Below are 14,340 nucleotides of genomic sequence, written 5' to 3'. Positions count from 1 at the left end.
CTCTAAGTCAAATGTTTTTTATAAAGCAGTCAAATATATGATGGTAAATGGCAAGTGGAGGGAGTATGAGTATGTACACAATTAGTGAGGTAGCTAAATTATTAGGAGTGAGCACACATACATTACGTTATTATGAAAAAGAGAACATATTAATTGCAAATCGCGATACAAATGGGAATCGAATGTATGAAGAATCACATATAAAGTGGTTGCAGTTTGTAATGAAGTTAAAACAAACGCAAATGCCGATAGCGAAAATAAGGGAATACGCTAGATTATATACAGAAGGAGAGCACACAACGGAAGCTCGTTTACAACTTTTAGAAGATCATAAAAAATCTATTCAAACTCAAAGAGAAAACTTAGTAATTACAGAGAAGATGCTTGAAAATAAAATTATCGCATACAAGGACTCGTTAGAAAGTAAATAGCGTACAAAATATTTCGTTCTTTGTTGCATGTTGAAAAGGGAGTACAGGTCTTTGTTTTGGAGTTTATCTATGAGTATTTTATTATAATGTGCCGATAAATTAAAAAAGAGCAGTTAGCTAAAAGCAACTGCTCGATTCAAAGGGATCTCCAAGGGGGAATGGAGAAAATATTTTGTTACTACCATTATTAACAGATTATTGAGAAATATACATATGGATTTAAGAAATTTAAAATATTATTTGGTTAATAGAATCCGGGTGTTGACACTTTATCAATTGGTCATGTAGAATATTTATGAATGACATTCAGTCATTTCTATGTGAAAGGGTGTAGATAAGCAACTTTTATATGCAGTTAGCTTAATAACGGAACAAATATAAGGATAAATGAGGATGATATTGTTTTTTTAAATAGTAGTTAGCGTGAGATTATATTTTTTAACTAAAAATGACTGACGGTCAGTCAGTAGATAATAGAAGGTGAGAGATATGAAAAATAAAGCTTGGTTATATGTCATATTAACATGTATCTTTGAAATATTTTGGGTGTTCGGTTTTAATACAGCTCATACTTGGTGGCATTGGGTCATTATTGTAGGAGTTATCGCTGTTGATTTTCACTTCCTTTCTAAAGCGTGTGAACATCTTGCGACAGGGACAGTATATGCGGTGTTTGCTGGGGCTGGTACTGTAGGTACTTTCCTAATGGATGTATTCCTTTTCGGCGGCAGTTTCAGTGTAGGAAAACTATTCTTTATCGTGATGGTCGTAGCGGGCGTGATCGGTTTAAAACTGGCTGATAATAAAGAGGAAACTGTGGAAGAAACTATGGAAGGAGCTGCTTAAAAATGGGTTGGTTTTTCGTGTTTTGTGCTGCAATTAGTGAAATAGTCGGTGTGATAGGCCTTAAAATGTATAGTAAAGATAAGACGTTGACAAATGGAGCGATTTATATAGGTGGATTTGCAACTTCCTTCGCATTCTTATATACGTCTTTCTTGTTCTTACAAGTAAGTGTGGCTTATGCGGTTTGGATTGGTATTGGAACAGCAGGCGCAGTTTTATTAAATATGTTTCTGTTTGGTGAATCGAAAAGTAAGGCACGTTTGATTAGTGTAGCTCTTATCGTATGTGGAGTTACGGGATTAAAGGCTCTTTCATAAGAAATTGATATTAAAGTTGAATCTCCTAACGATTTGTTGGGAGATTTTTATTATGAAAAGTGCACTATGATTGACAGTACAGCTAGTTATTTTATAAAATGAGTGACAGTCATTCAATACGCGTGTGAAAGGGTTTAGATGATGAATAAAAAAGAAAAAATTGTCTATGCAGCTATTGAAGTGTTTCAGGAAAAGGGCGTTGAAAAAACGAAGATTTCTGATATCGTGAAATTGGCTGGCATTGCACAAGGAACTTTCTATTTATATTTTCCTTCTAAGTTATCTGTTATGCCTGCAATAGCAGAAGTGATGGTTGAGAAGATGATACTTGCAGTGAAAGAAAAAGTACAGAACGATGCACCTTTTTCAAGTAAAGTTGAGCAAGTGATAGATGCGGTATTTAACTTTATAGCTGAATATCGTGAAATACAAGCATTAATGTATGCGGGTCTTGCATCTACTGAACATATAAAAGAATGGGAAGCTGTATATGAGCCTCTTTATATATGGCTAAGCGAATTTTTAAGCGAGGCAAAAGAAGCTGGTGAAATTCGTGATTCGGTTCACGCAGAGCGAACAGCGAAGTTATTTATCGCTCTTGTTGAATCAGCAGCGGAACAAGTTTATTTATATGATCATAAAGATGATGAGCAAGTCGAGCTACAAAAGGCAGAAGTACTAGATTTTTTAACACATGCACTACATATAAAGAAATAGTGAGATGAACCTGTCTGAAAAGGTAGGTTCATTTTTGAGGAAAACTGAATGATAGTCATTCACCTAATGCGTATGTGTGTGTGGAAGGATACAGTGAAATTCTAACGAGTAGGGGGCATCTCTACTCATGATTAGCCCACAAATAGAAGGATAAAGAAAAAGCTTTTTGGGTATTATTTTTTGATAGGAATTTACGGGAAGAGGTGTTAAAAAGTGAAGAAACCGATAAAAGAACAAAAGATGGTATTGGTCATTCTTTTGAGTAATATATTTATCGCTTTTTTAGGGATTGGATTAATCATTCCGGTTATGCCATCCTTTATGAATGATATGGGTTTAACAGGGAAGACGATGGGTTATCTCGTTGCAGTTTTTGCAATGGCTCAGCTTATTACTTCACCTATTACGGGGCGCTGGGTCGACCTTTACGGTAGGAAGAAAATGATAATCATTGGATTATTTATTTTTGGTGTTTCAGAGCTTCTTTTCGGATTAGGAACAGATGTATGGATGCTCTATGCAGCGAGGGTGTTAGGCGGAATTAGTGCTGCGTTTATTATGCCTGGTGTTACGGCATATGTTGCGGATATTACATCTATTCAGGAACGTCCAAAGGCGATGGGGTACTTATCTGCTGCAATCAGCACTGGATTTATTATAGGGCCTGGAATCGGCGGGTTTATTGCAGAATACGGTATACGTGTACCTTTCTTTGTGGCGGCAGTGATTGCTTTTGTCGCATGCGTGATTTCTATATTTATTTTGAAAGAGCCGTTAACGAAAGAAGAACTTGCAGAGATTTCTGCTAATACGAAAGAATCCAGTTTTATTGGAGATTTAAAGAAATCATTAAATCCAATGTATGCAATCGCATTTATTATCGTATTTGTACTCGCATTTGGATTATCGGCATATGAAACGGTATTTAGTCTGTTTTCTGATCATAAGTTTGGTTTCGCGCCGAAAGATATTGCTGCAATTATTACAATTAGCTCAATTTTTGGGGTAGTTGTGCAAGTATTTATGTTTGGCAAATTGGTTGACATGTTCGGTGAGAAAGTATTAATTCAAATATGTTTAATTGTAGGTGCAGTTTTAGCGTTCGTTTCAACTGTAGTCTTTAATTATTGGATTGTACTTCTCGTTACTTGCTTTATTTTCTTAGCATTTGATTTACTTCGTCCAGCTTTAACGACGTTTTTATCAAAAGCAGCTGGAAAAGAGCAAGGATTCGTTGCTGGTATGAACTCAACGTATACGAGTTTAGGAAATATCGCAGGACCAGCGATGGGTGGAATATTATTTGATATAAATATTCATTATCCATATGCTTTCTCAGGAGTTGTTTTAATAGTTGGTCTCGGCATTACATTTATGTGGAGAGAGAAACAGCTAGCTGAAAGTTTTGCGAAGTAATAAAACCCCTTACGACGGTAAGGGGTTTTTGTTTTATAAACTTAATCCAAACCGCTTTAATTCAATAAAAATTCCCTCTAATTGCTTTCCTTTATCCGTTAAAGTGTACTCTACACGAGGCGGAACTTCTGGATATACTTTTCTCGTTATAATCCCTTGTGCCTCCAATTCTTTTAGTCGAAGTGATAATGTTTTCGGACTAATACCGTCCATTGATTTTTGTAAATCGCTAAAGCGTAATGTTCCTTCGATAAGAAGGTCGCGAATAATTAAAAACGTCCATTTTGTACTAATTACGTCAAGCGTTTTAGCGATAGGACAAGGTATGCCTGGTAAACCTTTCGTTAATACAACTGGATCTATATTGGTCATGAAAATAGCCTCCATAAAAAAATCGAATGAATTTGCTTTATAGTATCACAAAACTATACTTTTGGTAACTATATGAAAAAAATATCACTACTTCCATAAAGGAAGTTAATGCATATACAATAGCAATACGAAATACAAAGGGTTTGTATGAGGAGGTGGTGATTTCCATGAGTATAAAAAAGTTGTTTGGGTTCTTTAGTTTTTTTGTCATTTGTATTGTGCTTGTAGCATGTAGCGTGGAACAAAAAACTGAAATCCAGTTATTAAAAGAAATGCCGAAGCCAAAAGCAATGACAATTGATCCTTCACTAAATAAAAAGGAAGCGACAGAAATTGTGCATGCAGCGCAGCGTTTTTATGCATTTTGGGATACAGGTAAAGAGGAACTTATTCCGCAGACTGTTACTGAAAATTTTTTCGATAACACACTGCCGAAAGGGCGACCACAAGGCACTGAAGGATTAAAATTTGCGGCGCAAAATTTTCGTAAAGTCGTTCCCGATATACATTGTGAGATTGAAGATTTATTAGTTGCTGGTGATAAAGTCACAGCTCGTCTTTCTTTTACAGGAACTCATAATGATAAGAAAATCAATTTTTTTGCAATTGATATTTTACATGTGAAAGACGGCAAGATAACGGAAGATTGGCATTTAGAAGATAATCTTACGCTGAAACAACAACTTGGGTTAATAGCTGAAGAGTAAATTATATAGGGGAGAGAAAAGTGATGAAAAATATATTTATTATAAATGGACATGAAAAATACGGTACGAAAGAAGGACGATTAAATAGAACGTTAGTTGATTATATGGTAACGGTATTAAGTGAGAATCATCATGTGAAAACAACAACGATTCAAGATGGCTACAATATTAAAGAAGAACAAGATAAGTTTTTATGGGCCGATGTTGTGATTTATCAAACACCGATTTATTGGTTTAGTGTACCGGGCTTATTTAAAACGTATATGGATGAAGTATATGAATACGGTTTGTTCTTTAAAGGTGCAGATGAATACGGAACAGGTGGTTTACTAAAAGAGAAGCAGTATATGTTTTCTACAACTTGGAACGCACCTGAAAAAGCATTCGGAGATAAGACGAAGTTCTTTGAAGGAGAAAGTTTAGAATCAGCACTTAGTCATTTACATCGCGTGCAGAAGTTTCTTGGTATGAGTCCGTTAAAGAGTTTTGCTTGTTATGATGTGGTGAAGAATCCGGATATTGAGCAATATTTATTGAACTTGAAAGATCACTTAGATGGAGTAATTAAATAATAGTTTGTATCTGTATGTGGAGAAGGTACTACTAAGGATGTAGTACCTTCTCTTTCATGAAATACGTTGAAAATCTTTACTTATACAGGACTGTTTTAGTTTTTTTGATTTTATCAAATATTTAATATCAGAGATGTTATCATATGAAAGCTGAATATGATAATAGTTAATATACTCAAATAATGCAAAAACATAAACAAATAGTGCGAATGATAGCCCAGCTAAAGGTAATTGCGGAGACCAAATTGCAAAATCAATAGTAAACATAATAAGTCCTGCGATAATCAATCCGATATTTATTCTTTTTAGTACTTTTAAATATTGAATCATCCTAATAGGCGTAACAGATGTTTTCTCTTTTTTTAGTCGTTTCCACTTTACGTACCAGTACATTGTTCCTTGTAATAAGATAAATTCTAAAAGAAGAAGTGAGACCCAAAAAGAATATAGGGAATATAAATGTAACGTAGGATAAGCATAATTAAGTAAGTAACTTGTGAAAATAAAAGTAATGACTGAAAATAACTCACCTGTGTATAGATAGGAAAGTCTTTTTTCTAGGGTGCGTTTCATTGTTCGTCTCCTTTTATAAAAACTCAAACTTTAATACGTGGACGGCTGTATCCATAACTTCGCAAAATTTGCCCAACCGAATGAATCAATTGTTACATTTTTTAAAGAAGAAGGGTATGTTTTTCTTTTTAAAACGTGATAGTTAAATAAAATGATGTGTTCTGCTTGTAAAAATTCTTCGATCTCATACACCAGCTTATAGCGCTTCTCTTTATTTTCTTCTAATAAAAAAGTATCTAGCAAACAATTAATTTGTTTTTCATAGTGAGGGTCCATGAACCGATTTATGAAGCAACTTTTATTTTTAAATACATTTAAGAATGCAATTTCATGATCGGCAGCAAATACTTCTCCCATTAAAATAATATCGGCATATTTATTAATAGAACGATCCATATAATCTGAAACGAGAAATGGGTGAAGTTCTACTTGTATACCTAAACTTTTGCAACGTTCTTTTAGGAAGTTTGCATCATTTGCACTATCTTTAAATGCGAAGAAATAAATATGAACGGTTTCTCCATTATATGTACTCTGTTTTAAATACTCTTTCGCTTTTTCTAAGGAATAGGATCTTTTAGGAACTTGTCGGCTTCTCTCAGGGAAGAAGCTTGATGCAGCAATTGTTCGTCTGCCTTCTATGTTACGAAGTATCGTTTCAACGTCATATATTTCTCGCCAAGCTTTACGAAAGTAAATGTCGTGATGAGGACCAGGTTTTGTAAAGTTGAAGCTAGCATAAATACAACCTATTTCTTCTATTTGTATATCATGCCTTTCATCTTCTTCTTCATTTGGTAGTTCATAATCAGCATCTATTTGCACATGATCAGGAATACCCCAAAATTCAATACGGTCTAATAACGCGCGCTCTTTAAAATAATGGGTGAACGCTTCGAGTACGATATTGTCTTCAGAGTAATGAGCAAGTTTGAAAGGTCCAGTACCTATATAATGATGATTTTGAATACTCGCATCACGCGGCAAAATTGCTAGTTGCATGGAACTTACATAATGTAAGAAAAATAAATTTGGTTTTGCTAAATGGAATCGAATTTGCAGTGGTGATGGTGTTTCAATTTGAACAATTTCTTCTGTTAACCATTCGAAAGGGGATTGAACTTGCTTTAGTCTTTCAAATGAAAATTGTACATCTTTAGAAGTTAAAATAGTTTCGTTATGAAAATGTATATCTTTTCGTAAATAGAACGTCCACGTAAGCCCGTCTTCACTTAATTCCCACGTATGCGCAATATGTGGTTCCATTTTTCCCTTAACATTGTTATAAACGACTAATGTATCAAAAATTTGACTCGTAAGATGGCTCTCTGTAGTTACAGCTACAAAAGCGGGATCTAATGGGAATATCTTTCTTGATATAGGAATCTTTAATATGTCATACATATCATTTGAAGGCTCATAACCAAAATGCTGATGAAGTTTACCTTCAATGTTCTTGTGAAGTGCAGGAGGCAGGGGTTCTTTTAAAAGAAGAAAAACATCCTTTAATTTTTCTTGCGCTAACAGTTCATCTGTATAGGATTCAAGCGCTTCTACGAAACTATGTACAAATATAATTTCCGTTTTATTTCCGCGACCTCGCCCTGGTGTCCACTTAATTAATTGCTCCTCATTCATTTTCTTTAATAAAATCTTCACGTTTTTCGTACTGCAATATAAAACATCTGCTAATTCTTGTAAGCTATTTTGGATATGTTGTTGATCTTGTGCGTGTAGTCTTAGTCTAATGTAATAGTCCATAATTTTCATATGTATACACTTCCTTCTATGATAAAAGGGGAAACTCTTTAGAATATTCTAACCTTTTTCTTCCTCTTTTTCAAAGTAAAATGAATAAGCATAAGGGGGGGGGAAACAATGGGATTTTGGAGTATGCATCGAAATATAAAAATTAGAATTATAACTTCGTTTTTAACACGTACTGTGTCCACGATGATTTTTCCATTTATGGCGATTTATTTTTCAATAAAGTTAGGTAGTGCAATTGCTGGTGCGTTACTACTTATTAATGTCATAGCTTCATTAGTAATTGGTTTATACGGTGGATATGTTGGGGACCGACTTGGACGTAAAAAGGTAATGATTATCGGTCAAAGTATACAAGTCATTTCCATTGCTTGTATGGGAGTTGCGAATTCAGATTATGTAGATTCACCGTGGTTAACATTTATCTTTATGTTAGTGAATAGTTTAGGGTCTGGACTTATGAATCCTGCGACAGAGGCGATGTTAATTGATGTGAGTACACCTGAAAATCGAAAAGTGATGTACAGCATAAACTACTGGGCGATTAACTTATCCATTGCAATTGGAGCGATATTTGGTGGATTACTATTTGAAAACTATAGATTACAACTGTTTATCGTATTAACAGTGGTTGCGGTTATTACTTTATATGTGATGGCTGTATATATAGAAGAAGTGTATGTAGCACGAAAAACAGCAGAAAAGAAAAATATATTAAAAGATATGGCAGAAAGTTATAAAGTTGTGATGAAAGATAGAGCGTTTTTAATTTTTTGTGCAGCAAGTATATGTACATTATCTTTAGAGTTTCAAATTAATAATTATTTAGGAGTACGTTTGCAGAAGGAATTTGAAACGGTACACTTTTTCTTCGGTAATGGTGTTACGTTTGATTTAACAGGTATTCGCATGCTGAGCTGGATTTCAGCAGAGAATACAATTTTAGTTGTGTTATGTTCAGCTCTTCTTATTAAAATGCTGAAACGCTTCAACGATTTGAAAATTTTATATGTAGGTTTATTCATTTATACAATTGGATTTACAATACTCGGAACGAGCAATAGCTTATGGATTTTATTAATTGCAGGGCTTTTCCAAACGGTAGGCGAGATGATGTATGTGCCGGTTCGTCAATCTATAATGGCGGACATGGTACCAAATGAGGCAAGAGGTTCATATATGGCAATCAATGGAATGGTCTTTCAATTGGCGAAAATGAACGGTGCATTAGGAGTTATGTTAGGTTCGTTTATTGCATCTTGGGGCATGAGTGCTCTGTACTTTATCGTTGGTATGAGCAGTATTTTATTATTTATGAAGGCGATAGGGAAAGAAAAGTATGAGGATGAAAGGGAGGTTTCTCAGATTGGATGAAACTATATAAAAAGCGAGCCAGTTATACTGGGACTCGCTTTTTATATAATTTTAAAAATCGATCAACTTCAGCTAAATCTAGGTCGGCATTAGGGTTTGTTAATAAATTGTTCAGTTCACCTACTTCTGAGAAAGCGATACAGAGTAAAAACATCTTACTCAAAAAATATTTTGAATAAGATGTTTTTAACTATTTAAGCAGATATTTTACTAAAAGGGATTAATATACTACCTACAAACATTTCATATGTAATTTTCGTTCATGTGTTTTTGCTATTTAATTCTTATTTACAGCTAGCTGATTTGCAGTGTTTTTTTGAATTTTTGTTACAGAATAAATAGCAGAAATAAGGGCTAAAACAACCATAATACCACCAATCCATGTATTGGTAGTAACAGGATAATGATTTACTAGTATTCCCCCTAGTCCAGAACCTAAGGCAACTCCCAGATGTAGGAATGAGGTGTTTAATCCTAATTGAATATCAGAGGAATCAGGAGCAGCTTGTACGAGATAACTTTGTACAGACGGACTAAGCATCCATACTAACGCCCCCCAGAACAATACATCAATAAATAAACTAATTAATGAATTTGTAGCAAGTGGAAGTAAAAATATAGAGATTGCTAATAAAACAAGAGCTATTGGAATTGTTTTCGCTCCTCCAAATTTATCAGATGTCCATCCTCCGATCCAACCACCTGTTATACTAGCTATACCAAATATGAGTAATACTAGACTAATCATATTTACAGACAATCCCATTGTGGCTTGTAAAAACGGAGTGAAATATGTATAGACTGTAAAATGACCTGTTAACTCCAAAACTGATATAAGCTGTATCATTATAATTTTGGGGCTTTTTAGTGTTGCTAATTGCTCAAGTAAAGGGACAGGCGGCTGAGGTTGCACTGTCGGTAAAAATTTGATAATACCTAAAGTAGCTATAATACTAAGGAGTGCAACTAATACAAATGTCATTCTCCATCCAAAATTCTCTCCTATTAAAGTTCCTAGAGGTACTCCAAAAACCAAAGAAGCACTTAGACCCATGAAAATAAGACCTATAGCACGACCTCTTAAATTAGGTGAAACAGTACTTGCTGCCAGTGTAATAGATAAAACAACAACAATTGAACAGCTTGCGGCAAGAATTATTCTTGCTACTAATAACATTGCAAAGTTGGTGCTTAATATGGATAAAACATTACCTAAAAAGAAAATAGACATGGAAATAATTAATAGTTTCCGTCGTTCTATTTTGGCGGTCAATGCAATTAAAATGGGAGAGCCAAAAGCGAAAACTAAAGAAAAAATAGAAATTAACTGACCAACCGCCCCTACTGAAACATGTAGATCTTGAGCAATCATATCTAATATACCTGCAATGACTAACTCCACTGTCCCAGCTACAAATGTAGCTAGAGCTAAAATGAAAATTCCTTTGTTCATCATGAATTCCTCCTAATATATAAATGAATTACAATGGAATAGTAACACTTATAGTTCACTCTAATGCAAATAGTATTTTGAAAATACTATCTGCGTAATTGCAGCGTCTAAATAGGAGCGCATGATTTGAAAGTAGCATTTGGCTACGTTCAGAATGGAAGTGAAATTCCTAATATATTAATATAATTTTAAAGAAAGTTTTACTATTTGTTTAAAAATTTGACTGAACCAATCGAAATAGGAACAAGATAACTTATGAAGGAATTTATGAATCTTTGGAGACAAAGGATTTCTATAAGCCTATAGAGGTAGAAAGGTTTTAACTAACTATAAAAACAGTGGAAATAGTCCATTCAATAGTAGTTAATACGGATTTATTATTTTTATAAAAGTGGAATCATGATATAATTTCCATATGGAAAAATATGAAAAAAAACTATCGATTCAAAGCATCTCTTCAATTACTGGTCTTAGTTCTTATACACTTCGTTATTATGAAAAGATTGGTCTTTTATGCACTGTGAATAGAGATGAAAATGGATATCGGTGTTACACAGAAACTGATATTTCATGTATTGATTTTCTGGTGAAGTTACGTAAAACTAAGATGTCTATCGATGATATGAAAAAGTTTGTAGAACTAAGAAGACAAGGTGAATCTACAATAAGTGAACGAAGAGAGCTATTAGAGGCTCATCAAAAAAAAGTGCTTCAGCAAATTAAAGAGCTTGAGATTGATTTCACAAAGATTAATGAAAAAGTTGACTACTATAAAAAAATGGAGGGTGAAAAATAAATTTAAAAAAGATCCTCTTGTATGAGACCTAATATAAGAAGGTCTTTTTTTTTGCATAATAATTTCTTATTACATGGTTTATAACTATAAATTATTTCCTTATTGCCTTAGAGGGTACTCTAATCGGTATACTTTTACTGTATATGATATATGGAGGAGGATGACGTATGAAATATAGAACAATTGGATCTTTACGTGTTTCAGCTCTGGGGCTAGGTTGTATGGGAATGTCAGAATACTATGGTTATCAAAATGAAGAGAAATCAATTGAAACTCTTAATCATGCTTTAAATCTTGGCGTGAATTTTTTTGATTCAGCAGATCAATATGGGTTAGGAAAAAATGAAGAATTAATAGGGCGCGTTTTGAAAGAGTCGAGGCAGAATATTCATATCGCTACTAAATTCGGTTTTGTCAGAAATGAATCTGGGGCAGTACTGGGGATAAACGGAAGTCCTGAATATGTAAAAAAAGCTTGTGAATCCAGCTTGAAACGTTTGGGAACAGACTATATTGATCTTTATTATTTGCATCGAGTAGATCCTAGTGTTCCCATCGAAGAGACTGTTGGTGCTATGAAGCGATTAGTAGATGAGGGGAAAGTTCGGCATATTGGGCTTTCAGAGGCTTCCGCTCAAACAATTATGCGTGCGCAAAAAGTGCATCCTATAGCAGCGCTACAAACAGAATACTCACTATGGAGTAGGGATATAGAAGAAGGAATTTTACCACTTTGCCGTGAGCTAAATATTGCGATAGTCCCTTATAGTCCTTTAGGACGTGGATTTTTATCTGGGAAAATTAAATCTATTAATACTCTAGTAGAAAATGATTATAGAAGGAATACACCGCGTTTCCAAGATGAGAATTTTAATCATAATCGTTCGCTGGTAAATAAATTAGAAGATTTAGCCCACCAATTAAATGTTAGTACTTCGCAACTTGCTTTAGCATGGTTATTAGCTAATGGAGAAGATATTATTCCAATACCTGGAACGAAGAAAGCTCAATATTTAGAAGAGAATATGGCCGCAATAGATATTGAATTGACTAAGGATATCAAAGATTTTATAGAGAAAGTCATCCCAAGGGATGTAGTGATAGGAGAGCGCTATCCTATAAGTTCTATGAAATTATTAGACGAGTGAAAGAAGTGAAGAAAGTCGGAAATTCGGAAAAATATGTATGTTTTAAGCGTTACACAATTTTTAGTCATGTCTGCATTTAGCTATTTATGAAGGCAATAAGTCAAGAGAAGTACGACGAAGAAGAAGATATTCCTCATAGCGGATAAAAACTATATGAAAAGCGAACCAGCTATACTGGGACTCACTTTTCATATGGCCTCTAAAACGGATCAACTTCAGCTAAGTCAGGATTGGCATTCGGGCTTGTTAAAAGATTTTTTAGTTCACCTACTTCTGAGAGAGCGACGAGGATATAACCACTAATAAGGACGATGAGTCCGATGACACGTAATGTTTGCAATTTAATGTCGCGGCTATTTTCTTCTGAGTTGTTTTGGGGCGTTGAAGGTGGATTGTTATTCATAATATGGCTCCCATCTTTTTTATTTATCCCGCTATTTGCGGGCAGTAAGACTCCCACCACAAATTTCGGCGAATGCGAGGAAATTAGGTGGGAGATAATTGCCCGTAAATGCCTTCACTTTATATGTGCGAAATCAATATTTAACGTATGGATAGGAATTATATAGTCATTTTCACTATATGAGAACTGCCTATGAAGAGTGAATAGAAATTTTAGGACAAAAAAAGAGGCTGTGATGTGCAGCCTCTTTTCTCGTTAAAATGAAGAAATCCGTTTCTTCGTTTTTGGTACAATAATAAATTTGATCCAGAGTAACCCGATAATCAGAATGATAAGGCTATGTAAAAATTGTACGGTAGCAATGAGTATAACACTTGAAAATACAATGAGTTGAATGCTTAGTAATATAAAGATTAAGCGAAGAAATTGATTCATTCGTTTTTCAGTATCAATTGGATATAATGCTACAATAATATTTCCCGAAAAATATTTCCACAGGGAACGTAGCTGCATAGAAATCATATATAGGACGATATATGCGATGGCGCCTTTTACGTATATGTTTGGTATAAAATATAAGGCGAAGGCACCAATCAATCCTAAGAGCCTGTTTATAGTCTTATAAATATGTTAGGATGTATGCAAAAACAGGAGATGAGTGTATGTCTTATCCAAGTGATATCAGCCGTGAAAAATTCGAGATCATTCGTGAGGAACTAGAAACGTTTAGCAAACGCACAAGTCCGCGAAAGTATGACCTTTATGATGTGTTCAATGCACTACTCTATGTTCTGAGTACAGGCTGCCAGTGGCGTGCTTTACCAAAAGATTATCCCAAATGGCAAAATGTTTACCGCTACTATGCAAAATGGAGTAAATCCAATGCCGAAGGTAGTAGTCTATTAGAGACCTTATTAAAAAAATTGTTGGGCAAATAAGGGAAGCAGTGAATCGCCCCAAAAGCTCTAGCTTTAATATTGTCGATGCCCAAAGTGTTAAGAATGCAGATACGGCTGAACAAAAAGGTTATGATGGTGATAAGAAAGTTTCTGGTATTAAACGACATATCAGTGTAGATATTCTTGGATTTCCCCATGCAATCCATGTTACCACTGCCAATGTCACAGATCGAAAAGGCGCACTCGAAATGTACGAGCAATATCCTGAATTGAAAGAAACCATAGAAGCCATCCTCACGGATGGTGGGTACACAGGAGAAAAGTTTCAAAAAGAAATTCAAAAGCTATTGAATGCTGAAGTACAAGTTGCCAAGCGGTCCGAATTGCATCAATTTCAAGTGATCCCTAAAAGATGGATCGTAGAGCGCTCATTTGCTTGGTTAGAAAAATACAGACGATTGTTCAAAAATGTAGAGAGAAAACTAGAAACAAGTAAACAAATGGTTGTCCTAGGATTTCTCGCTATTTTAATAAAAAGATAAGACTATA

The 14,340-nt window shown here is 34.5% G+C and carries 16 protein-coding genes and 1 pseudogene; 11 read left to right on the top strand and 6 right to left on the bottom strand.

The genetic code is table 11. From position 1 onward, the window contains the following. Positions 1-71: 71 nt before the first annotated feature. From ACP6L7_RS23775 to ACP6L7_RS23755, 5 genes are all read left to right on the top strand, one after another. On the top strand, positions 72-431 hold the full coding sequence (locus ACP6L7_RS23775; protein WP_097831260.1) for a MerR family transcriptional regulator: 360 nt from the start codon (positions 72-74) through the stop codon (positions 429-431). A 489-nt stretch (positions 432-920) separates the two neighbouring features. Next, positions 921-1,277, top strand: a complete 357-nt coding sequence (locus ACP6L7_RS23770) for a DMT family transporter (RefSeq protein ID WP_071747843.1) — start codon at positions 921-923, stop codon at positions 1,275-1,277. Between the two features lie 2 nt (positions 1,278-1,279). Next, complete coding sequence (locus ACP6L7_RS23765) at positions 1,280-1,594, top strand: DMT family transporter (RefSeq protein ID WP_097809534.1); 315 nt, start codon at positions 1,280-1,282, stop codon at positions 1,592-1,594. A gap of 138 nt (positions 1,595-1,732) precedes the next feature. After that, entirely contained in the window at positions 1,733-2,311 is a 579-nt protein-coding gene (locus ACP6L7_RS23760; RefSeq protein WP_071747845.1) for a TetR/AcrR family transcriptional regulator, read from the top strand. 213 nt (positions 2,312-2,524) lie between these two features. Then, a complete protein-coding gene (locus tag ACP6L7_RS23755; RefSeq protein WP_097831259.1) occupies positions 2,525-3,727 on the top strand; it encodes an MFS transporter in 1,203 nt (400 codons plus the stop codon). A 33-nt stretch (positions 3,728-3,760) separates the two neighbouring features. Here the strand turns inward: ACP6L7_RS23755 and ACP6L7_RS23750 are convergent, their stop codons facing one another. Continuing rightward, a complete protein-coding gene (locus ACP6L7_RS23750) occupies positions 3,761-4,099 on the bottom strand; it encodes a winged helix-turn-helix transcriptional regulator (RefSeq protein ID WP_000181684.1) in 339 nt (112 codons plus the stop codon). 167 nt (positions 4,100-4,266) lie between these two features. On the opposite strand from ACP6L7_RS23750, the gene ACP6L7_RS23745 reads away from it, so the two are divergent. Both ACP6L7_RS23745 and ACP6L7_RS23740 read left to right on the top strand, forming a co-directional pair. After that, on the top strand, positions 4,267-4,806 hold the full coding sequence (locus tag ACP6L7_RS23745; protein ID WP_097831258.1) for an ester cyclase: 540 nt from the start codon (positions 4,267-4,269) through the stop codon (positions 4,804-4,806). A gap of 23 nt (positions 4,807-4,829) precedes the next feature. Further along, positions 4,830-5,378: an NAD(P)H-dependent oxidoreductase gene (locus ACP6L7_RS23740; protein ID WP_097831337.1), complete on the top strand. Its 549-nt coding sequence runs from the start codon at positions 4,830-4,832 to the stop codon at positions 5,376-5,378. Positions 5,379-5,432: 54 nt separating this feature from the next. Here ACP6L7_RS23740 and ACP6L7_RS23735 read toward each other — a convergent pair whose 3' ends face one another. Next, complete coding sequence (locus ACP6L7_RS23735; protein WP_097831257.1) at positions 5,433-5,951, bottom strand: general stress protein; 519 nt, start codon at positions 5,949-5,951, stop codon at positions 5,433-5,435. A gap of 30 nt (positions 5,952-5,981) precedes the next feature. Then, entirely contained in the window at positions 5,982-7,721 is a 1,740-nt protein-coding gene (locus tag ACP6L7_RS23730; protein ID WP_097831256.1) for an SgrR family transcriptional regulator, read from the bottom strand. A gap of 108 nt (positions 7,722-7,829) precedes the next feature. On the opposite strand from ACP6L7_RS23730, the gene ACP6L7_RS23725 reads away from it, so the two are divergent. After that, positions 7,830-9,092 (top strand): MDR family MFS transporter, encoded by a 1,263-nt coding sequence (locus ACP6L7_RS23725; RefSeq protein WP_097831255.1) that lies wholly within the window; start codon positions 7,830-7,832, stop codon positions 9,090-9,092. 277 nt (positions 9,093-9,369) lie between these two features. Here ACP6L7_RS23725 and ACP6L7_RS23720 read toward each other — a convergent pair whose 3' ends face one another. Continuing rightward, complete coding sequence (locus ACP6L7_RS23720; RefSeq protein WP_097831253.1) at positions 9,370-10,545, bottom strand: MFS transporter; 1,176 nt, start codon at positions 10,543-10,545, stop codon at positions 9,370-9,372. A gap of 415 nt (positions 10,546-10,960) precedes the next feature. Here ACP6L7_RS23720 and ACP6L7_RS23715 point away from each other — a divergent pair, with 415 nt between their 5' ends. Then, entirely contained in the window at positions 10,961-11,341 is a 381-nt protein-coding gene (locus ACP6L7_RS23715; RefSeq protein ID WP_097831252.1) for a MerR family transcriptional regulator, read from the top strand. A gap of 167 nt (positions 11,342-11,508) precedes the next feature. Then, on the top strand, positions 11,509-12,489 hold the full coding sequence (locus ACP6L7_RS23710; RefSeq protein ID WP_097831251.1) for an aldo/keto reductase: 981 nt from the start codon (positions 11,509-11,511) through the stop codon (positions 12,487-12,489). Between the two features lie 199 nt (positions 12,490-12,688). Here ACP6L7_RS23710 and ACP6L7_RS23705 read toward each other — a convergent pair whose 3' ends face one another. Beyond that, positions 12,689-12,892: a hypothetical protein gene (locus ACP6L7_RS23705; RefSeq protein WP_097831250.1), complete on the bottom strand. Its 204-nt coding sequence runs from the start codon at positions 12,890-12,892 to the stop codon at positions 12,689-12,691. A gap of 255 nt (positions 12,893-13,147) precedes the next feature. Further along, positions 13,148-13,495: pseudogene (locus tag ACP6L7_RS23700) on the bottom strand (ABC transporter permease); the annotation flags it as partial. Positions 13,496-13,554: 59 nt separating this feature from the next. On the opposite strand from ACP6L7_RS23700, the gene ACP6L7_RS23695 reads away from it, so the two are divergent. Beyond that, a protein-coding gene (locus ACP6L7_RS23695) for an IS5 family transposase (protein ID WP_430529148.1) occupies positions 13,555-14,333 on the top strand; the annotation gives its coding sequence in 2 pieces (ribosomal slippage) (positions 13,555-13,816 and positions 13,816-14,333; 780 coding nt in all). The last annotated feature ends 7 nt before the right edge of the window (positions 14,334-14,340 follow it).

Source organism: Bacillus silvicola, assembly GCF_050524305.1.
GTDB classification, from domain to species: domain Bacteria; phylum Bacillota; class Bacilli; order Bacillales; family Bacillaceae_G; genus Bacillus_A; species Bacillus_A cereus_AT.
The sequence above is the reverse complement of the archived record's forward strand: the minus strand, read 5'-3'. Positions and strand labels throughout refer to the sequence as shown.